Below are 19,177 nucleotides of genomic sequence, written 5' to 3' on the forward strand. Positions count from 1 at the left end.
TCAGTATCCTTCCTCACCAAAAATTTCTTCGACTGTTTTTCCCAGGACCTTGCAGATACGCAACGCCAAATACACCGAAGGCGAGTAATTTCCCCGCTCGATATTTGCAATGGTTTGCCGCGAGACCTCCACCTGCGCGGCTAAATCCGCTTGGCTCAGCTCCAACCAGCGTCGGTATCTCCTGACCTGGTTCGAACGTTCTTCCCCACTCATCTGTGTACTTTCTTTAACTTGATGTCCACTTTACTTTACATCACTAGAAGGCAGCTGCCATCTAAAAAAATCTGCCTGTTCTTACAATCGGGCCAACCCCACGCATGTTTGCCACAAAAATTAGGCTTTACGATTCCGCCCTCACTAAAATCACTAACTATGAGCAGCCCCCGAATCGTCTTGGCTTCCACTTCCCCTTCGCGACTGCACATTCTCCGCTCTGCAGGCATCGAGCCCATCACAGTAGCGCCCAACGTCGACGAGGATGCCGTAATCACAGCCCTTCCGGACGCATCGCCGGTACGCATCGTCGAGGAACTCGCGCAGGCCAAGGCACACGCTGCCTCTCCGGCCTACCCCAATGACATTGTCATTGGCGGGGATTCAATGCTGCTTCTCGACGGGCAGTTGCAGGGCAAGCCCCACACGGAAGAAAAGACCATTGAGCGCTGGCATCAACAGAGTGGCCGGACGGCTGAGCTGATTACTGGTCACTGTGTCGTGACACCAAAGGGCGAGCACCTTGAGGTGGCGATTACTTCCCTCGATTTCGCTGAAGTCCCAGAAGAGGACATCCGTGCCTACGCTGCGACGGGCGAGCCGCTGAAGTGCGCTGGCGCGTTTACTTTGGAGGCTCTAGGCGGCTGGTTTGTCGATGGCATCAATGGCGACTCATCCAGTGTGATCGGACTGTCGCTACCTGTCGTGCGCCGAGCTCTGTATCGCTACGGCTATTCGGTCTCCCAGTTCTGGAATCGGTAGGCATCGCAAGAACCGTCGAAAAGCAAAAACCGCACCAATTTGGTGCGGTTTTCCTAGCTGTTGAGACTACTTGTTAGCAGCCTCAACGCGCTTGATGGCCTCCTGAGCAACAAGCTCCTGGATACCCATATCCAGCTCGGAGGTGAAGCCAACACAGGAGCAGTTGATCTCGCCGAGAACGTAGGTGTCCTCGCCGTTCTCGCCGTCTGCCAGCATGAAATCAGCGGTCCAGATTAGCGGGATATTGTCGCCACCGAGGTTCTCGGCAATGACCGGGCGAGCCTCAGCAAACATGTCGATGAGGTCCTGCCACTCTTCCGGCTTGTTGTAGGTGTACTTCGCGCCAGAGAACAAGGTTGCGGAGAAAGCGTCGCCGCCCTCGGCCGGCTTCTTGTGAACCACGAAGACCGGGTGCGGGCCGACCAGCAGAATGCGAATTTCGCCTTCGGTGATGCGCGGCATGAAGCGCATGTCCACGAGCATGCCGTTATCGCCGATGATGTACTGGTCGCAGAAATCCATGAACTCGCCGAGCTCACGAGTCTCAGTGTGATTGTCCACGGCCTCGGTGCACTTCAGCTTGGTGTTTAGCGGCAGCGGGGTGCCCGGCTCAACGTTCTTAGCAACCTCTTCGTCAGCGATGCGCACGCGCCAGATGCCGGATCCGGTGGAGCCACGGTTCTGCTTAAGGACGCGCTCGCCGTAGGACAGGGAGGTCGGGAAAGTGCTGTGGAATGCCTCGACGTCGTAGTAAGCAGCGGTGTCAGACGGAACCAGGTCAGTATCCTTGAGCTTGACCAGTGCGTCCTTTGCGCCGTAGGCCATCATCTCGCCCGGGGTGGACATACCAACCAAACCAGCGACCGAGAGACTGGTCAGAAGCTCGAAGTAGCCCCTCTCACCACCCGGGATGTTGCCCGGGTTTACGCGGGAGATGTAGCCGTCGAAGTTCTGGGAGACGTAGTCGTACAGGTCGTCCTTCCACTCCGGTCGGTAGTAGACGACCTCAGCGGACCAACCGGCTTCGCGGATAGCGTTGACGATTGGCATGGTGTCCTTGCGGTGTCCGTCGAAGTACTTGTCCGAGCCGCCCTCGATCTCGAATACAACAATGTTCTTGTGCACAGGCACTCCTTTTAAGAAAATACATGGACTTCCGGCACTCAATTGTCTCCGTAACGCAGCGAATACCCAGGCAGATAGCCCATTTCAGCCCATTTTCCAGTGATACGAATCAACACAGTTTTTGCGCTAACTCTCAGCTAAATTTTAGGGCACTACCTGGACTCCAAGCGCGCTGAAAACACTGCTTTTACCCCCAACTGTGAGGCGTATCCCAGGGTGGCCGCGGACGCAATTGTTGCCGTCGGAAAGCGCTCACACTGGGGACTATTCCGCCGTTCGCCACGCGACCCGTAAACTAGATATGCAATTGACGATAAACGTCAGAAAGTCCCACCCACCCAACTTGCGCCAAGGGAGTATCCGATGGCTGTTCCGCACGACCCGCACCCCCAGTTCCAGCAGTACGCCCACCCTGAGCGCCTCGTCTCTAGCTCCTGGCTTGCTGCCCGACTGGGCTCTCCCGGTCTGCGCGTTGTTGAATCCGACGAGGACTCACTGCTCTACGACATTGGACATATTCCGGGCGCGGTTCGCATCGACTGGCATCACGACCTTAACGATCCCGTGCGCCGCGACTATATCGACGCCGAAGGCTTTGCCGAGCTCATGCGCGAGAAGGGCATCTCGCGCGATGACACCGTCGTAATCTACGGCGACAAGTCCAACTGGTGGGCCGCCTACACACTCTGGGTCTTCGAGCTTTTTGGGCATCCCGACGTGCGCCTGCTTAACGGTGGCCGCGATGCCTGGATGACTGAAGAACGAGACACGAGCTTCGAGGTCCCCAATTACCCACGCACTGACTACCCTGTCGTCGAGCGCGACGACAAGACACTGCGCGCCTACTTCAGCGATACACGTGAGCTCATTGGAAAGGCTCCGATTATCGACGTGCGCACTCCGGAGGAGTATGCCGGTGCACGAACCCACATGGTCGATTACCCACAGGAAGGCGTCCTGCGTGGTGGCCACATTCCAACCGCGGTAAACATTCCATGGAATCAGTCCGTTCACCCGAACTCGCGTTTCCGCGATCGCGAAGAGCTCGAGCAGATTTACGCGCACGTCCAATTTGAAGATGAGGCGATTGTCTACTGCCGCATCGGCGAGCGCTCCGCGCACACCTGGTTTGTACTGCACCACCTGCTCGGCCACGAGAATGTTCGCAACTACGACGGCTCGTGGGTTGAGTGGGGCAATATGATTGGCATGCCCATTGCCCACGGTTCGGAGCCGGGAAGCCTGTAGGCGATCGACGCAACCGGTGGGCGCTTCCCCCACCGTTTTTCCAGCGTCAGCGGCTGACGCTACACCGGAGATTTAGTTTCCCCCTGCCGCCCCCAATCAAGGGGGCGGCTCTTGCACTCTTGGGTGATAATTTTAACCACAAACCTAGGTTTTTGGGCGGAAAATAGCCACTTCAGCTGCCCCCATGACCACTTGAACGCTGCTCAAGACCACAATCCCTACCCCCTTATGTAGCGAGCAAAAAGAGGTTGCTTACCGCACCTGTGACACAATGGAGACATTGGGTCACACGCTGTTAGCTACCGCGTGGTGAACCGCATTGCGGTTCACCACTCAGTTAACTGCAGTGCTGCTTGTGATTCCTACAAATGACTGTCGCAACCTTGCCCCGAGGGCCAATTCTCGGGGTGCCCACGAAAAATGGAGGATTTCGTGTCCGAGCAGACCACTGAAAAAATCACGAAGGTTCTCGTCGCCAACCGTGGCGAGATTGCCGTTCGCGTTATTCGCGCTGCGAAGGACGCCGGCATTCCTTCCGTCGCCGTTTACGCTGAGCCGGATGCGGACGCTCCTTTCGTGACCATGGCGGATGAGGCTTTTGCTCTCGGTGGCACCACTTCCGCTGAGTCCTACCTAGTTTTCGACAAGATTCTGGACGCCGCAAAGAAGTCCGGCGCTAATGCCATCCACCCGGGATACGGCTTCCTGTCGGAGAACGGCGACTTCGCTGAGGCTGTTGAGAACGCTGGCCTGATCTGGATTGGCCCGTCACCAGAGTCCATCCGCGCCCTGGGCGACAAGGTCACCGCTCGTCACATCGCGCTGAAGGCTGACGCTCCAATGGCTCCAGGCACCAAGGAGCCAGTTAAGGATGCAGACGAGGTCGTCGCGTTCGCTAAGGAGCACGGTCTGCCAATCGCCATTAAGGCCGCTTTCGGTGGCGGTGGCCGCGGCATGAAGGTCGCACACAAGATGGAAGAGGTCGCCGACCTCTACGAGTCCGCTACCCGTGAGGCCGTTGCGGCCTTCGGTCGCGGTGAGTGCTTCGTAGAGCGCTACCTGGACAAGGCACGCCACGTCGAGTGCCAGGTTCTCGCTGATAAGCACGGCAACGTCGTTGTCGCCTCCACCCGTGACTGCTCGCTACAGCGTCGTTTCCAGAAGCTCGTCGAGGAAGCACCCGCTCCGTTCCTGACCCCAGAGCAGGATGAGCGCCTGCGCCAGTCCGCTAAGGACATCTGCCGCGAGGCTGGCTACTACGGTGCGGGCACCGTTGAGTACCTGGTTGGCGCTGACGGTCTGATTAACTTCCTCGAGGTCAACACTCGTCTACAGGTGGAGCACCCGGTCACCGAGGAAATTACCGGCCTCGATCTGGTCCGCGAGCAGTTCCGCATTGCTGAAGGCAAGGAACTGTCCATCAAGGAAGACCCGGAGATGCGCGGTCACGCTTTCGAGTTCCGCATCAACGGCGAGGACGCCGGCAGCAACTTCATGCCGGCTCCGGGCACCATCACCAAGTACGTCGAACCGTCCGGCCCGGGTGTCCGCATGGACACCGGCATCAAGGAGGGCGACGTCATCGGCGGCCAGTTCGACTCCATGCTGGCCAAGCTGATTGTTTGGGGCGAGACCCGCGAAGAGGCCCTACGCCGCTCCGCTCGTGCTCTGTCCGAGTACCAGGTTGAGGGCCTGGCAACGGTCATTCCGTTCCACCGCCACATTGTGGAGAACCCGGCGTTTGTCGGCGATGGCGAGAAGTTTGACGTCTACACCAAGTGGATTGAAGAGGAATGGGACAACCCGATTGCTCCGTACGACGGTGACTCCGACGCTGACACCGACACCGTTCCGGCTCAGAAGGTTGTCGTCGAGATCGACGGTCGCCGCGTCGAGGTAGCCCTGCCGGGCGACCTGGCTCTGGGCGGCGGCAACGCTGGTGCCAAGAAGAAGAGCAAGAAGAAGCGCGCTGGCGGTTCCAAGAAGGCCGCTTCCGGTGACGCTGTGGTTGCTCCGATGCAGGGCACCGTCATCAAGGTCAACGTCGAAGAGGGCCAGGAAGTCTCCGAGGGTGACACCGTGGTTGTCCTTGAGGCCATGAAGATGGAAAACCCAGTCAAGGCTCACAAGGACGGCGTTGTCACGGGTCTGGCTACCGAGGCTGGCTCAGGTGTCGGCAAGGGCGATGTCCTGATGGAACTGAAGTAGTTCTAAAGCTCTAAGCGGGGCTGGTTGCGATGGGATTCGCAGCCAGCCCCGCTTGATTCTTTTCAGCCCCTCCCCCGGCGCCCTTAAACACTGTTCAGGACGTCTAGAGTGGACGGTATGGAACCCATGGAAGTAAATGCCGGCCGCTTCTACTGCCGTCCGCTGCGCCACGATTCCCGCGTCGATGACGCCCCGGTCGCAACCCAATTACTCACAGAATTGGCCCCTGACTCCGTCGCCGAGTTCCTTCGGAACTCCACCACCGAGTGGGAAAACGACACCGCCTACCGCTTTGCGGTTGCTGAGCAGACGAACGTCGAGATGCTCGCACTAGCAACCGTCGAGGTCATCAATGCCGACCACGTCAGCATCACCGTCCGTCCCGCAGGCGATCCCGCACGCGTGTTGCCTAACGACGATCAGGTCCTCACCAAGGTAACCGTCGCCGACGGCGTCGAAGCCGCCGAAAAAGCCCTCCACCGATGGGCAGAGGGCTTCTTGGGCAAGAAAGTCAGCTAGCCGAACTGGCACCGCTGCGACTGCTCAGTCCTAGGCGCCGGAACGCAGCAGGTAGATATCCATAATCCAACCGTGCTCCGCACGGAGCTTCTTTTTCAGCTCCGCAATCTCTTCGCCGACGTCGCCAACGCGACCACGGCGGAGCGTCTCCAGCTCCGTTCCCAGGAATGCACCCCAGAGAATCTCTTCCTCCGGGTCCGCGTGCTCGAGCCAGGCTGCACCGCCATCGAGCATCACCACCGCATCCATGCCAGGCGCACGCTCCCCCAGGCGCCGACCAGTGGTAATCAATACCGGCTTACCAATCTGGTTCAGGCACTCTCCATGCGCTGCGGTCAGCGCGGAAATCGCCGTCACACTGGGGATAACTCGCGAGCGCACGTCCAGCCCAAGGTCGCGGACGCGCTGCAAAATCCGCAATGTTGAGTCATACAAGGAGGGGTCACCCCAGACCAAGAACGCACCGCGGCGCTTGCCCTCTCGTCCGAGGTGAGCGACGAAGGCGTCGGCAAGCAGCTCTGCACGGCGCTGATGCCAGTCACGGACGACTGCGCCGTAGTTATCGGGCGTGCGGTCACGTGGCGGGTCGGGAACGGTAACGAGTTCGACATGCGGCGCATGCTTATCGACGATCGCCTGTCGCGCAGCCAACAAGTCCGCTTTGGCATCACCCTTGTCGAGAGCAAAAACTACGTCGACATCAGCAAGAGCGCCGATAGCCTCGAGCGTAATGTGGCTCGGACTACCGGCGCCGATTCCGATGACGTCTACATCGACATATCCGCTGTATACAGGGCTCTCGGCCTGAGTGCGGGCGGCGTCGTTTCGACTAGTGATTGGTCGGATCTCCCTCGTAACCGAACTGTTCAGCCATCTCATCTGGAGACAGGCCAGCCATCGAACCCTGGAGGTTAGCCGAAGCGGCCTGCTTCAAGTAAATCTCGCAAGCGTTGGCCATGTACTTGGAGTCGTACACGTTCATCTCCAGAATCGGAGTCAAAGAGCCATCATCTTCCATGCGCGAAACCAAAAGGTGCGGCTTGTCCGAGTCCGTGGTCATGGAGCACTTAATCTTGACACCGTTGACATCCGTGAAAGTTGGCTTAATCATATTGTCATCCTCCTCCAAAACAGCGACCGGAAAATAAGTAGCGCTGTTGCGACCGCAAGCGCAAGAAAGTCGCTCGTTATAAACCATGTTAGCCAGATTCCGGGCGGCACCGCCGAGCACAAAAGCACATGGGGGTAATAGCGAGCTTCCTGCATGTTTGCGTGTCAGGTCGAGGACCCAATTGCCACTAGAGCTCGCAGATGCGTTAAAGTGATGAAGTAATTTTCCGGCCGCCGAGAATGTGTTTTCACGGCTGTTTTACCCGGAAGATGATTGCCCTAGTAGCTCAGTGGATAGAGCACGGCTCTCCTAAAGCCGGTGTCGGAGGTTCGATTCCTCTCTGGGGCACAAATACCCTCGTGACCTTTTACATATAGGGCGCGAGGGTTCTTTGTTTTTCTCACGACCGGCCACTACGCCCCCTCCTGAGAACGCATCACCCAGCAATTTCCAGAAACACTTGTGTTAGGCTTACCTAATCACGTGGCGTGTAGACTTCCGCCAGTACAAAACAGCCCAAGACTTGTTGAAGGACAGTGACAACTATGGCTGGCCTAGCTAAAGCAGCAGCACCGAAGCGTAAGCCCCGTAAGGCACACGAGGCAACAGTTACTGGACGTCGCCAGATTTCCCCAGACCTTGTTCGTTTGAGCATGAACTCGCCTGCATTTGTGGGCAAGGAGCTGGAGTTTACCGACCATTACATCAAATTATTGTTTGTGCCAGAGGACGCTGATTACTCCTGGCCGTTCGATATTGCGAAAATTCGCGCCGAACAGCCGCGAGACAAACTGCCAATCACCCGCACATACACTCTGATTAATGTGGACTCCGAAACCGGCGACTTTGACGTCGACTTCGTCACCCACGGCGATTCCGGCCTGGCTGGACCGTGGGCACGCGTAGCCGAAATCGGAGACAAGCGTGGCTTCTTAGGGCCAGGAGGCGCATGGGGACCTGCAGCAGAATATGAACACTTTGTACTCGCCGGAGACGAGTCCGCAGCGCCAGCTATCAGCGCCGGACTGAAGCACCTCCCAGCAGGCACGACCGCAACCGCATACATCGAAATCGAGTCCGAAGATCGGAAGTTTGAGCTCCCAACCCGAGAGGGTGTGGAAGTCCATTGGGTCCTCCGCAACGGCGCAACCCACGGCACAGAGCTATCCCGCGCAGTGCGCGAGGCGGGCATTCCAGAAGGTAAGAAAACTAGCTGGTTCATCCACGGTGTCGCCGAGATGATCAAGGAATTGCGCCGCTTCCTCTTCGTCGAATCTGAGATCCCGAAGAAAGACGTTTCCATTTCTGGCTACTGGCGTATCGGTATGACCGAAGACCAGTGGCAGTCTTCTAAACGAGAATTCAACGCTGAGGTTGAGGCCGAGGAGGAAAGAGCCAGGGCCTGACGCTTGCTCGAACGTTAGCGCTCGCTACGCCTTTCAACAACGACGCGTTTTCCTGCCAACCAGTCGAATGGGTGCCAGCGGCAAACAGCAACCCAAATCATCAGGACACCAAAAAACAGTTCAACGTTTGGCTCAAAACCCGTAGGCAAGAAAATCAGCGACAATAGGTAACAATTACGTACCGCTGCCCGCCAACCTCTGTGCCAAGAATCGTCTCCTGATTCGAGCTCCGATGTTCCCTCTGGCTGAGCGACTTCGAACGGAGTTGCCCCAGAGTCTGCTTTCCGCGCTGGAACAACGTGTAGCAAAAATGCGCTTTTACCAAACGTCTGTTCACCGCGAGCCTCTGCAACCACGCGCACAAAGAAAAAGACAGCTGGGAATATGACACCATACAAAATCCTGAACTCTGGCGGACTCGGCAGCGCCCAGTTCGCCATGGCTGCTTCCCACGCAAGTTTGCCAAGTGCCATAATGATGGCAACAAAGATTCCTACAAGGAACGAATCCAGTATCCACGCGCCACTGCGCCGAGCGAACAAATCCGCATTACTCTTTACGGGGAATCGATTCGGGGTGCGCCGATACATGGGACACACGCTATCAAAACCACTTATGACTTCACAGACGAATTGCCTTTCCCTACCGCACCCGTTCTGCCACGATTAGAAGCATCCAGTATGCAAATCGAAAAGTTGACTGTATAGTTGCCGGTTGAATCAACCTATCTATTGGGTGTCAGCAACTACCTTGCCAATAACTTGGCAAGTTCCCCTATAGCTGGCACCCCCAGTGGTTTTTCAGGAGACGCCGCCCCAGAAAGCCGAGAATTAAACCACGCGACGCAGGCCCGAGAAGCCCAGAAAGTGAGATGGATGTGAATACGCGAACTCAGCTGTCAGCCGTACAGCACCCTAAACTCACTGCCGTCCGGCGCAAGAACCGCCGGCAGCTGGCGCTGGCCTGCTGCTTCCTCACCTTCGCAGCCACGGCCACCAGCTGCGCCAACAGCGAAAGCGAGGAGGTTGCCGCGACGCAAACCTCGTCGTCAAGCCAACTTACTACGGTGTCGACGACGAGTTCGCCGACGACGACCGGACCAAAGGTTCGAGAAGGCGGTACGCCGCGCATCGGGCAGCTGTGCCCGAACCAGACCGGGGAAATACGAATGAGCGCCAACGGCCAGAATCTTGAATGCGCACAAGTCGGCGAGCAGGAAGTATGGACGGTGCTGCAGCAAACCCCCGCGAACCCGACATCGCAGCAAATGTGGATTTCCACTACTCCGACGACCACTGAGCCACTGCCTCAGGAACCTGAGCCGACGACTCCGAGCGAGAGCACAACGGAGACAAGTGAGACGGAGAGCTCGACGACCTCTGATACTTCCACGCCGCCCGATACTTCAACGACTCCGACAACCTCCGGCGAGCCGACAGAATCGGAATCGGAGCAGGAAGAGCAGCCAAGCGAAGATAATCATGGGCTCACCGGCCTGTTCCGCTAGGTTCGTCTCTGGCTGCGAGGTTCGTCGGCTCGGGACTTAGTTAGGTAAGGTGCGCTAGCTCGCCCTAAAAACCAAAATCCGCTGCAACAATACTGCAGCGGATTTTTTATTTACCCAACAGATACGAAGAGACGAACCTGAACAGATCTGAGCCCGCCACAATGCGGCGGAGCACCCGCGCTCCCCTACTTGCGGTGACGGCGATTGTAGAACGGCGTCGGAACGACGGTGGCGGTAATGTCGGCGCCTTCAACGGTCAGCTCCGTGCCAGTGGAGGACTGCCAACGCTGAACGTATGCAAAACCGATGGGGTGCCCCAAAGTCGGCGACACCTTGGCGGAAGTCAGCACGCCAACCTCGTTACCTTCCGCATCAATGAGCTTGGTGCCACGCTTGGGAGCTTCATCACCGGAGAAACGCAGACCAACCAGTAGCTCCTTCGACTGCGGACGATTAATCAGTGCGTTGCGACCAATAAACTGCCCCTTGGTCGGCCCCATGATGGACTTCAGGCCGGCCTCCAGCGGAGTGCGGTCGCGAGTCAGCTCGTAGCCATAGAGCGGCATACCAGCCTCAAGACGCAGGGTGTCGCGGCAGGCCAGACCACACGGCAGCAGGCCGAGGTCAGCGCCGTTGTCAGCCGGATCCTCCGGGTTTTCCACCTTGCCACCTGCTGCAATGATTGCACGCCAGACCTCGACGGCGCGGTCAGCCGGCGGGAAGATCTCGAAGCCGTCCTCACCGGTGTAGCCGGTTCGGGCAACAATCATTTCCACACCTGCGACCTCGAGCAGAGTGCAAGAGTAGTAGTTCATGCCATCGAGAGTCGCGTGCAGATCCTGTGGCAACAGACGGCGCAGAAGCTTCGCAGCCTTCGGCCCTTGAATGGCCAGGAGCACATTCTTGTCATTCATGCGCTCAACCTCGACGTTGTAGCCACCAACGCGCTCGCGCAGCGTCGAGTACACATCTTCAGCGGCTGCGGCATTCTGCACCAGCATGAATTCGTGACTACCGAGGCGGTAAATGATGAGGTCATCAATAATGCCGCCGTCTTCCTGCACAATCATGGTGTACTTGGCACGACCCAACGCCAGCGGCTTGATTGCCGAAATCAGGGAGTGTGCAAGGAACGCCGCCGCATCCTCACCAGTGACGCGGATGATACCCATCAGCGACAGGTCGAAAACACCAACGGCCTCACGCACTGCGTTGTGCTCTGCAATTTCCGAAGAGTAGCGGAACGGCACTTCGTAGCCACCAACATTGCGCATTTCTGCGCCAAGGCTTACGTGCTCATCATGCAGGGCGCTACGGAAAGAATTGTTGTTCTCAGAAGCGCCAGAATTGTCAGTCATACACACTCCAATTATTGCGGTGGGGCAAACCAGATTGTTACCTTCCCACCTTATATCTAAGACTCCGTGCTCGCTTCCGCGAGCCCCTGCGGATCCAGGGCAACAGGCCCGTCCATTAACTATCATGCACTGATTCGCACATGCTTGACGACGACCCCGCGCCCACCACAAAGGCCCCGCTACCAGTGACGATAACGGGGCTTTTGCATTTGTCTATTCAGTTAATTGAGTTTGGCCGAGCTGTTCGGACAGCGTTGCCAGCCAAAGGCTCAGTGGTTATTAGTGATCAACCGCAGCCTCGGTACCAACACCGGTCAGGGAGCGAACTTCCATCTCAGCTGCCAGGTCATCGAAGTTATCCGGCTTACCCATGTAGGTGGCGATGATGCCAGCCAGGAACGCCAGCGGGATTGCGAGCAGACCCGGCGAGGTCAGCGGGAACCAGGAGAAGTCAACGGACGGAATCATCGAGGACTCAGCGCCGGAGACTGCCGGGGAGAAGATAATCAGAACCAGCGAGGCGATGACACCGGTGTACATGGAGGCAACTGCGCCTGCGGTGTTGAAGCGCTTCCAGAACAGGGACATCAGGATGGTCGGCACGTTTGCGGATGCTGCCACTGCGAAGGCCAGCGACACCAGGAAGGCGACGTTCTGCCCCATGGCCAGGATGCCGAGGATAATGGCGACAACACCCAGCACGATAACGGTAATGCGGGAGACACGAACCTGCTCGGCTTCCGTGGCCTGTCCCTTGCGAATCACGGCCTGGTAGAGGTCCTGGCCGACAGACGCGGAAGCGGTAATTGCCAGACCAGCGACCACGGCCAGCACGGTAGCGAACGCCACTGCGGAAATCACAGCCATGAAGATGGAGCCACCGATTTCGAAGGCCAGCAGCGGAGCTGCAGCGTTGGCCCCGCCCGGCGCGGCCATGATGCGGTCCGGGCCGACGAGTGCAGCAGCACCGTAGCCGAGCACCAGGGTCAGCAGGTAGAAACCACCGATGAGGATGATTGCCCAAGTCACGGACTTACGAGCTTCCTTTGCGGTCGGCACCGTGTAGAAGCGCATGAGCACGTGTGGCAGACCAGCAACACCGAGGACCAGTGCCAGGCCCAGAGAGATGAAGTCCAGCTGCTGGACGAAGGAGCCGCCGTACTTCAGACCCGGCTCAAGAATGGCGGAGGCTTCGTAGCCCTTCTCGGCGATGTAATCCGAGCTTGCGTGCATGTCCACTGCGTCCTGCAGGAGCTGGGAGAAGTTGCCCTTAACGCCAACCAGGATGATCAGGGTCATGATGATGACAGCACCGACCAGCAGGACGGCCTTAATCATCTGCACGTAAGTCGTGCCCTTCATACCACCGATGAGGACGTAGGCAACCATGATGATGCCGACGACTGCGACAACGATGGACTGCTGAGTGGAGTCGTGGATGTTGAGCAGCACGGCGACCAGGGAACCTGCACCGGCCATCTGCGCGATGAGGTAGAACAGGGTCACCGCGAGGGTCGAGATAGCAGCCGCAGTACGTACCGGGCGCTGCTTAAGACGGAAGGACAGCACGTCGGCCATGGTGAACTTACCGACGTTTCGCAGCGGCTCTGCAACCAACAGCAGCGCGACCAGCCAGGCTACGAAGAAGCCGATGGAGTAAAGGAATCCGTCGTAACCAGTCAGCGCGATGGCGCCGACGATACCGAGGAAGGAAGCCGCCGAGAGGTAGTCACCCGCAATGGCAAGACCGTTTTGGGTACCGGAGAACTGTGCGCCACCGGTGTAAAAGTCTGATGCTCCCTTGTTTCCGCCCTTGCCCACTCGAGTAACGATGAACATGGTCGCAACAATGAAGGCGACGAAGACCGCGATGTTGAGAATCGGGTTACCTGCTGCTGCAGTGTCATCTGCAGCAAAGAAACTAGTCAGCATGCCTATGCCTCCTTCTTTGCGACGATTTCAGCGATTTCTCCGCTTTCCAGTGCCTCGCGCAGCTCTGCCTGCATCGGCTCGAGCTTCTTGTTGGCGAAGTTGATGTACACCCAGGTGATGGCGAAGGTGGTCACGAACTGAAGCAGACCAAGGACGATGCCCAGGTTGATATTGCCCAGTACGGGAGTCGCCATGAGGTCTGGCGCGAACGTCGCAAACAGAACGAATGCGATGTACCACACCAGACCTGCGACGGTCATCGGGATGGCGAAAGAACGGAATGTAGAGCGGAGCTCTTGGAACTGCGCTGAGTTTTGCACGTAGCGGTACTCGGCCGCCTGTGGCTTATGCCGGTCTGCCGGCAAGGGAGTTGCGGACACGGGCTAATCCTTTCCAGGAAGTTATGCAGGTGTTCGTAATGAGGTCCAGCACAGCCACCCCGAGGGTGTGCCATGCACCACATTTTTCATTATGTGTGGAAACAAAGTTACCTGGAACACAGTTAGCAAAGAAGTTAAATGCGGCTAACTACTTCTCAGCGAGCCTTAAGGCACCCCCAAAAACGCCATTACCTGCATACTTAGGCGCCGTTTTTACTACCCCCATTTACGCCGTTGTACTCGTGTTCTCCGCTTCTTCCGGCAATGGCTTACTCTGACGCCACCACCACAGCGCTTCGATAATGCCCGCACCGATGGCTCCCACAATCAGCGCGGGAATCAACAGCTCCCGCCCTACCCAGTACAGATTAAGCACTGTGGCCACTGAACGAACCGAGAAGATGAACAGGTAGGCTCCTGCCGATACCGCCAGCAACAGAACCTTCCACCAGGTGTATGGCCTAGCCACGACCACCAAAACCCAAAATGCCGAAACAATCAGCACAATGAGGGTCGCAGTAGACGCCTCCCCTCGTGCCGCATCGCTGGCGTCGACTCCCGGGTTTGCCCACAACCAAAACATGAAGGTCAACAACCCCACCGTGATGCCCGCCGGTATCGCTAAGCGCAACACGCGCCGTACGAAACCATCGCGCGCACGCTCCAAGTTAGGAGCCAACGACAGCACGAAGGCCGGGATTCCAATCGTGAACCATCCCGTAATGGTCACATGAATCGGCTCGAATGGATAATCCATCCCCCACAGCCCCACAGCCAGCGCCAGCACCACCGAGTAGATAGTCTTCGTCAAGAAGAGGTTGGCCACGCGCTCGATATTGCCAATGACGCGACGCCCCTCCGCCACAATCATCGGCATCACGGCGAAGCGATTATCCAACAGCACCAACTGCGCAACCGAACGTGTCGCCGGCGCCCCATCGCCCATAGCCACGCCCAGGTTCGCCGCTTTTAGCGCCAGCACATCATTGACACCATCACCGGTCATCGCCACATGATGCCCCCGCGACTGCAGCGCATCAACCATATCGCGCTTATTCTCGGCCGTGACACGGCCGAAGATCTGCCGCGACTCCACAATGTCTGCGAACTCGTTGCGGATCTCGGTGGGCTTGGCTTCGCTATTCTCATCGCGGCTGACCGGAAGCTCAGACGCATCGACAGGATTGTTAGCCCCCTCCATTTCCAGCTCACGTGCAACAGCCCCCACGGAGCGGTCATTGTCACCAGAAATGACCTTGACCTCGACGCCTTCTTCATAGAAGTAGGCCACCGTGTCCGCCGCATCTGAACGCACCTTCTGCCCCAGCACGACAAGTGCGACTGGCTCCAACTCCACCTCGCCACTCTTCCGCAGCGCACCGCCGGGCAGGTCATCTGCCCCAACTGATGTCCGCGCGAGCAGGAGCACACGAAGTCCTTCCTCCATAAGCTGCCGAGCTTTCTGCATGCCGACCGCGGAGTCGTCGACAAGCACATCGGGCGCGCCGAAAACCCACGTCGCACCGCCGTGATACGTCAGCGCCGACCACTTATTCGCCGAGGCAAAGGGGCGGGTTCTGGCTTGTTCATGCTTTACGACGTCCCCTGCGTCCGCAAGCCCATCGAGCAGTGCACGAGCCGTTGCGTTGGGACGATCGTCGAGCTTGCACAGATCGATGAGTGCGGAGTCGACCTCATCGCGGGAGGTACCGTCACCCGATACGATGTCGACTTCCACTAGCTGCATCGCATTTTCGGTGAGCGTGCCAGTTTTGTCGACACACACGGTGTCGACACGCGCGAGACCTTCGATGGCGGGCAACTCATTGACCAGCACTCGATGTCGCCCCAAGCGCACCACCCCAAGGGCAAATGCGATGGTGGTCATGAGGACAAGCCCCTCAGGGACCATGGGCACCAGCGTGGCGACCATCCCCAGCAGCGCATCGTTGAAATCATCGCCGGCGACAAAGAGCTGCGTATAGATTGCCAGGGCGCCGACGGGAATGAGAATCCAGGAAATGTAGGTCAGGATCTTGTTGATGCCGCGGAAGAGCTGGGAATCAGTCAGCGTGAATTTGTTGGCCTCAGCTGCGAGCTTGGCGGCGTAAGCCTCCTTGCCCACTTTGGTGGCCTGATATCGCGCCGACCCCACCACGACCGAGGAACCCGAGTAGACCATGTCCCCAACGCTCTTATCGACGGCATCGGATTCACCGGTGAGAGAGGACTCATCGACAGCCACGTCAGAGGCGTAGCGGAGAATACCGTCAACGACGATTTGGTCACCGGGACCAACCTCGATGAGATCGTCGAGGACGACGGACTCGCGGTCGATCTCGCGAGCAGGCTCCCCGTCGCGAATGACCATGGGTTTTGCACGGCCGACAATGGAAAGCTTGTCCAGTGTGCGCTTGGCACGCAGTTCTTGGATGATGCCGACGATAGAGTTGGCGATAATCAGCAGACCAAAGGCACCGTTGACGATTGAGCCGGTATAGAGCACGACTGCGAATAACACAGCGAGAATACCGTTAATCCGGGTAAACACATTGGCACGGATAATGTCCCACACACTGCGCCCGGATGTTGGCGGCAGCTCGTTGACGTGCCCCAACTCGATGCGTTGCTGGACCTGCTGTTGAGTAAGACCACTGTCGGGAGTTTTCCACGAGCCCATGCCTGCCTACCCTATTCGCCTAATTGCTGAACCTATTCGACCTATTTGCCAATGAAATTTGGTTCGCGCTTTTCGGCTCGCGCCTTCGATGCCTCCGCAGCATCCTCGGAAGCCCACACCGTGTCGTAGAGCTCCTGCTGGTAGTCCTTCAACGGGCTATGTGTCTCATCGTCGTTGAGCACTGCCTTGTGGTAGGCCAGCGACAGGGGCGCGTAGGTGGCGATACGAAGCGCTACCTCCTCCGCCTTGTCCGGACCACCAAGGTAGGAAGCCAGACCACAACCGCGGGCGGCTTCCTGATCCATGCGCTCGGCCGCCAACAAAATAGTGCGGGCGCGGGCACCGCCGACGAGTACGCGTACGCGGCGAATTGTCCAGGCATCGACAGCGATACCGAGCTTGACCGGCGGAATCATAAACCAGCCGCGCTCACCCACGACGCGCAAATCGGCCGCCATCGCCAGCTGCATCCCAGCGCCGACAGCCGGCCCCTGCACATCCGCTATAACCACCAGACGGCTGGCCTCGATTGTGCGCAGCATTCGACGGAGCTGTTCGTGGAAGGAATCTTCATGGTGCTGGCCACTCAGGTCGGCGCCCGCACAGAAAGCGCGGCCTTCGCCGCGCAGCAGGATAACGCGCTGCTCTGGAACCTCAGCGGCAGCTTCCACCGCATCGGCGATGTCACGACACACGTCGGCAGTCAGGGAGTTGCGCTTATGATCTCGGTCGATGGTGATAGTGACAATTGCGCCGTCGGCTTCGACGCGGATTTCAGATGCTGGGTTCGTCATAGCATTTAGGCTACCCGCGAAACACCAATAGTGATGGGGCTATAAGCAAATCTAAATTCGCTTATTCGTTGCCGAATACCCGCGGGTCGCCACTCAGGCGCCCGTCGGCACGCGCCATCGACGCAATCGTTTCCATGTCCTCGTCGGTGAGCTCAAAGTCGGTGACCTGAAAGTTCTCCTTGATGCGCGACGGCGTGCCCGACTTCGGGATGGCCACGATGCCACGCTGAAGGTGCCAGCGGATAGCAACTTGGGCGGGAGTTTTACCCAGGCGATCTGCGATTTCAGCAATCGGCGAGCCCTCAAAGTACTTCGCGCGCCCCAACGGCGACCAAGCCTGCGTGACAATACCGCGACGACGATCGTCTTCAACCTGCTCATTCTGCGGGAACTGCGGATGCAGCTCAATCTGGTTGACCACCGGAGTCTCCGAGAGCTGGTCGAGCACCTCTGGGTAAAAGTTCGCCACACCAACCGAGCGAATCAGCCCCTCACGATTGAGCTCTTGCAGCGTATCGAAACACTGCCCAAACGTCCCCTGCTTCTCCACCGGCCAGTGCACAAGCACCAGGTCAACGTAGTCAAGGCTGAGCCGTTCTAAAGATGCCCGCACGGACTCGCGCGTCGCCGCCGACCCCTGCGCATCGTTCCAGACCTTCGTGGTCACGAAGATATCTTCACGCTTTACGACGTTCGCAGCGACCGCATCAGCAATACCCTGCCCAACCCCTCGCTCATTGCGATAGAGCGATGCGGTGTCGATGTGGCGGTAGCCGATTTCCAGGGCGTAGCGCACGGATTCGCGCGCCTGCTCATCGTCAAGCTTGTAGGTACCGAACCCCAGAATCGGGATGGCGTTGCCATCGACCATTTCCACGTTGGCAATTCCGGTTGTCGCTGCATCGTACTTCAGATTGAGTGTGGTCATGCCAACCGAGTGTACGGACTGAAAATTTTTTAGATTTTTTCTACCCCGCTGACCTGCGGTTTAGAAAGGTGAGTGCGCTTCATTTTGTTGCGAACAGTTGACGTAGCGTTGTGTTTATATAACACTTTGGAGTGTGTCCCCAAAGATTAAACCCAAAGAACCGATATTCAACAGAATTTCAGTGCTGCGGGCAGAACACGGACTCAGCCGAGCCGAACTAGCCAAACAAGTAGAGGTCAATCCTCAAACGATTGGCGCGTTGGAGCGAGGTGACCACTACCCCAGCTTGGATCTGGCATTTCGCATCTGCGCGGTGTTCGATCTCCCCGTTGAGGCGGTGTTTTCTCGCGAGGAATTCAAGCCCATGTCCTCTGCCCTATACCGAAAGGAAAGCTAACGATGCCAGCTATTCGGACTGAAGACGCAACACCGAACTTTTTCGAAAAGCTAGAAGCCCGGCGCGAAGCGAAGTACACAAAGCGTGTCGAGCAGATGTCGAGCTGGTTGCCCAAGTGGCGCAACCAGGCGGCGCGGCGGAAGCTGGTCATCGCATTCGAGGTGTGCCTTGTGCTGATGCTGCTGAGCGGCATCGCGCTTCTCGGTAGCCTGACCGATATTTTCCCGGGATGGCTTTCTCTGCTCTGGCCAGTGATTTCCCTCATTATGGTCGTCGTCTGGACCAGCCTCAACATCACAGTCGACATGGTTGACAGCGCACCGACCTCGCTACTGGACGAATACCAGCAGGAACAGATTCTGAACCTGCGGGGGCTGACATATCGCTGCTTCACCTACTTCGGCTTGGTGGCCTTCCTTGCTCTCGTTCTGGTGGGCACCTATGTCCTGAACGCGCAACCTGACTGGGGACGCTACATTCCGTACAGCTTCGGAATCTTCGGAATTATCGCTTTCCTCTACATTTCCACGCTGCCCACCGTCGTCTACGCCTGGAATCTGCGCGACGACTAGTACGGGCTCAAAAACTCATATCCCTCCTCTGCCCTTC

General features: G+C 57.9%; 19 protein-coding genes and 1 tRNA gene. 9 read left to right on the forward strand and 11 right to left on the reverse strand.

Features of this window, described 5'->3' with window-relative positions:
• Positions 1–213, reverse strand: a complete 213-nt coding sequence (locus EGX79_09055) for a transcriptional regulator (protein ID AYX82316.1) — start codon at positions 211–213, stop codon at positions 1–3.
• Between the two features lie 159 nt (positions 214–372).
• Between EGX79_09055 and EGX79_09060 the strand changes: the two genes are divergently transcribed.
• The gene (locus EGX79_09060; GenBank protein ID AYX82317.1) at positions 373–975 is read left to right on the forward strand and encodes a septum formation inhibitor Maf; all 603 of its coding nucleotides are present in this window, start codon (positions 373–375) and stop codon (positions 973–975) included.
• A gap of 66 nt (positions 976–1,041) precedes the next feature.
• Here EGX79_09060 and EGX79_09065 read toward each other — a convergent pair whose 3' ends face one another.
• Complete coding sequence (locus EGX79_09065; GenBank protein AYX82318.1) at positions 1,042–2,100, reverse strand: hypothetical protein; 1,059 nt, start codon at positions 2,098–2,100, stop codon at positions 1,042–1,044.
• Positions 2,101–2,463: 363 nt separating this feature from the next.
• Between EGX79_09065 and EGX79_09070 the strand changes: the two genes are divergently transcribed.
• The 3 genes from EGX79_09070 to EGX79_09080 all read left to right on the forward strand — a co-directional run bounded on the left by EGX79_09070 (position 2,464) and on the right by EGX79_09080 (position 6,075).
• Positions 2,464–3,348: a sulfurtransferase gene (locus tag EGX79_09070; protein ID AYX82319.1), complete on the forward strand. Its 885-nt coding sequence runs from the start codon at positions 2,464–2,466 to the stop codon at positions 3,346–3,348.
• Between the two features lie 420 nt (positions 3,349–3,768).
• Entirely contained in the window at positions 3,769–5,556 is a 1,788-nt protein-coding gene (locus EGX79_09075) for an acetyl/propionyl/methylcrotonyl-CoA carboxylase subunit alpha (protein ID AYX82320.1), read from the forward strand.
• 126 nt (positions 5,557–5,682) lie between these two features.
• Complete coding sequence (locus EGX79_09080; protein AYX82321.1) at positions 5,683–6,075, forward strand: hypothetical protein; 393 nt, start codon at positions 5,683–5,685, stop codon at positions 6,073–6,075.
• Positions 6,076–6,105: 30 nt separating this feature from the next.
• On the opposite strand, the gene EGX79_09085 is transcribed toward EGX79_09080, so the two are convergent.
• The gene (locus EGX79_09085; GenBank protein AYX82322.1) at positions 6,106–6,954 is read right to left on the reverse strand and encodes a precorrin-6A synthase (deacetylating); all 849 of its coding nucleotides are present in this window, start codon (positions 6,952–6,954) and stop codon (positions 6,106–6,108) included.
• Complete coding sequence (locus EGX79_09090) at positions 6,905–7,186, reverse strand: hypothetical protein (GenBank protein ID AYX82781.1); 282 nt, start codon at positions 7,184–7,186, stop codon at positions 6,905–6,907. Before EGX79_09090 ends, EGX79_09085 begins: the two co-directional genes overlap by 50 nt.
• Positions 7,187–7,461: 275 nt before the next feature.
• On the opposite strand from EGX79_09090, the gene EGX79_09095 reads away from it, so the two are divergent.
• Positions 7,462–7,537, forward strand: a tRNA-Arg gene (locus EGX79_09095).
• A 194-nt stretch (positions 7,538–7,731) separates the two neighbouring features.
• Positions 7,732–8,592, forward strand: a complete 861-nt coding sequence (locus EGX79_09100) for a siderophore-interacting protein (GenBank protein AYX82323.1) — start codon at positions 7,732–7,734, stop codon at positions 8,590–8,592.
• 14 nt (positions 8,593–8,606) lie between these two features.
• On the opposite strand, the gene EGX79_09105 is transcribed toward EGX79_09100, so the two are convergent.
• Positions 8,607–9,182 carry a hypothetical protein gene (locus tag EGX79_09105; protein AYX82324.1) on the reverse strand — a complete coding sequence of 192 codons (576 nt, stop codon included), beginning with the start codon at positions 9,180–9,182 and terminating at the stop codon, positions 8,607–8,609.
• A 281-nt stretch (positions 9,183–9,463) separates the two neighbouring features.
• Here EGX79_09105 and EGX79_09110 point away from each other — a divergent pair, with 281 nt between their 5' ends.
• Positions 9,464–10,099, forward strand: coding sequence for a hypothetical protein (locus EGX79_09110; protein AYX82325.1), 636 nt, complete (start codon positions 9,464–9,466; stop codon positions 10,097–10,099).
• Positions 10,100–10,284: 185 nt separating this feature from the next.
• Here EGX79_09110 and gcvT read toward each other — a convergent pair whose 3' ends face one another.
• The 6 genes from gcvT to EGX79_09140 form a co-directional block, all read right to left on the reverse strand.
• Positions 10,285–11,457: a glycine cleavage system aminomethyltransferase GcvT gene (gcvT, locus tag EGX79_09115; protein ID AYX82326.1), complete on the reverse strand. Its 1,173-nt coding sequence runs from the start codon at positions 11,455–11,457 to the stop codon at positions 10,285–10,287.
• A 279-nt stretch (positions 11,458–11,736) separates the two neighbouring features.
• On the reverse strand, positions 11,737–13,389 hold the full coding sequence (locus tag EGX79_09120; protein AYX82327.1) for a cation acetate symporter: 1,653 nt from the start codon (positions 13,387–13,389) through the stop codon (positions 11,737–11,739).
• A 2-nt stretch (positions 13,390–13,391) separates the two neighbouring features.
• A complete protein-coding gene (locus tag EGX79_09125) occupies positions 13,392–13,769 on the reverse strand; it encodes a DUF485 domain-containing protein (GenBank protein AYX82328.1) in 378 nt (125 codons plus the stop codon).
• A 226-nt stretch (positions 13,770–13,995) separates the two neighbouring features.
• The gene (locus tag EGX79_09130; GenBank protein ID AYX82329.1) at positions 13,996–16,449 is read right to left on the reverse strand and encodes an HAD family hydrolase; all 2,454 of its coding nucleotides are present in this window, start codon (positions 16,447–16,449) and stop codon (positions 13,996–13,998) included.
• A 41-nt stretch (positions 16,450–16,490) separates the two neighbouring features.
• The gene (locus tag EGX79_09135; protein AYX82330.1) at positions 16,491–17,243 is read right to left on the reverse strand and encodes an enoyl-CoA hydratase; all 753 of its coding nucleotides are present in this window, start codon (positions 17,241–17,243) and stop codon (positions 16,491–16,493) included.
• A 61-nt stretch (positions 17,244–17,304) separates the two neighbouring features.
• A complete protein-coding gene (locus EGX79_09140; protein ID AYX82331.1) occupies positions 17,305–18,171 on the reverse strand; it encodes an aldo/keto reductase in 867 nt (288 codons plus the stop codon).
• 133 nt (positions 18,172–18,304) lie between these two features.
• Between EGX79_09140 and EGX79_09145 the strand changes: the two genes are divergently transcribed.
• Both EGX79_09145 and EGX79_09150 read left to right on the forward strand, forming a co-directional pair.
• Positions 18,305–18,568, forward strand: a complete 264-nt coding sequence (locus EGX79_09145; protein ID AYX82332.1) for a transcriptional regulator — start codon at positions 18,305–18,307, stop codon at positions 18,566–18,568.
• Positions 18,569–18,570: 2 nt separating this feature from the next.
• Positions 18,571–19,140: a hypothetical protein gene (locus EGX79_09150; GenBank protein AYX82333.1), complete on the forward strand. Its 570-nt coding sequence runs from the start codon at positions 18,571–18,573 to the stop codon at positions 19,138–19,140.
• The last annotated feature ends 37 nt before the right edge of the window (positions 19,141–19,177 follow it).

The organism is Corynebacterium jeikeium (genome assembly GCA_003955985.1).
Classification (GTDB): domain Bacteria; phylum Actinomycetota; class Actinomycetes; order Mycobacteriales; family Mycobacteriaceae; genus Corynebacterium; species Corynebacterium jeikeium_D.

Bases quoted from the DNA above. Each gene is read 5' to 3' on its own strand.
- EGX79_09120 (AYX82327.1), bottom strand. From the start codon at position 13,389: ATGCTGACTAGTTTCTTTGCTGCAGATGACACTGCAGCAGCAGGTAAC.
- EGX79_09105 (AYX82324.1), bottom strand. From the start codon at position 9,182: ATGTATCGGCGCACCCCGAATCGATTCCCCGTAAAGAGTAATGCGGAT.
- EGX79_09060 (AYX82317.1), top strand. From the start codon at position 373: ATGAGCAGCCCCCGAATCGTCTTGGCTTCCACTTCCCCTTCGCGACTG.
- EGX79_09080 (AYX82321.1), top strand. From the start codon at position 5,683: ATGGAAGTAAATGCCGGCCGCTTCTACTGCCGTCCGCTGCGCCACGAT.
- EGX79_09055 (AYX82316.1), bottom strand. From the start codon at position 213: ATGAGTGGGGAAGAACGTTCGAACCAGGTCAGGAGATACCGACGCTGG.
- EGX79_09090 (AYX82781.1), bottom strand. From the start codon at position 7,186: ATGATTAAGCCAACTTTCACGGATGTCAACGGTGTCAAGATTAAGTGC.
- gcvT (AYX82326.1), bottom strand. From the start codon at position 11,457: ATGACTGACAATTCTGGCGCTTCTGAGAACAACAATTCTTTCCGTAGC.
- EGX79_09110 (AYX82325.1), top strand. From the start codon at position 9,464: ATGGATGTGAATACGCGAACTCAGCTGTCAGCCGTACAGCACCCTAAA.
- EGX79_09150 (AYX82333.1), top strand. From the start codon at position 18,571: ATGCCAGCTATTCGGACTGAAGACGCAACACCGAACTTTTTCGAAAAG.
- EGX79_09070 (AYX82319.1), top strand. From the start codon at position 2,464: ATGGCTGTTCCGCACGACCCGCACCCCCAGTTCCAGCAGTACGCCCAC.
- EGX79_09130 (AYX82329.1), bottom strand. From the start codon at position 16,449: ATGGGCTCGTGGAAAACTCCCGACAGTGGTCTTACTCAACAGCAGGTC.
- EGX79_09085 (AYX82322.1), bottom strand. From the start codon at position 6,954: ATGAGATGGCTGAACAGTTCGGTTACGAGGGAGATCCGACCAATCACT.
- EGX79_09135 (AYX82330.1), bottom strand. From the start codon at position 17,243: ATGACGAACCCAGCATCTGAAATCCGCGTCGAAGCCGACGGCGCAATT.
- EGX79_09100 (AYX82323.1), top strand. From the start codon at position 7,732: ATGGCTGGCCTAGCTAAAGCAGCAGCACCGAAGCGTAAGCCCCGTAAG.
- EGX79_09075 (AYX82320.1), top strand. From the start codon at position 3,769: ATGGAGGATTTCGTGTCCGAGCAGACCACTGAAAAAATCACGAAGGTT.
- EGX79_09140 (AYX82331.1), bottom strand. From the start codon at position 18,171: ATGACCACACTCAATCTGAAGTACGATGCAGCGACAACCGGAATTGCC.